This window comes from Campylobacter sp. 2018MI13, from assembly GCF_018501135.1.
Classification (GTDB): Bacteria; Campylobacterota; Campylobacteria; order Campylobacterales; family Campylobacteraceae; genus Campylobacter_E.
Window position 1 is genome coordinate 1 of sequence record NZ_JAHCZC010000341.1, and the last position, 238, is coordinate 238.

The 238-nt window shown below is 50.4% G+C and carries 1 rRNA gene; it reads right to left on the reverse strand.

The features are described 5' to 3' along the window. Positions 1–238, reverse strand: a 23S ribosomal RNA gene (locus KJQ99_RS11505); the annotation flags it as partial.

A 238-nucleotide genomic window follows, 5' to 3' on the forward strand; every position in this document is an offset into this window, starting at 1 on the left:
ACGCCATTCATGCAGGTCGGTATTTAACCGACAAGGAATTTCGCTACCTTAGGACCGTTATAGTTACGGCCGCCGTTTACTCGGGCTTCGATCAAGAGCTTCGCATTGCTGCTGACCCCATCAATTAGCCTTCGAGCACCGGGCAGGCGTCACACCCTATACATCCACTTACGTGTTAGCAGAGTGCTGTGTTTTTGGTAAACAGTCGGGAGGGACTCTTTGTTGTAAGTTTCCTTGC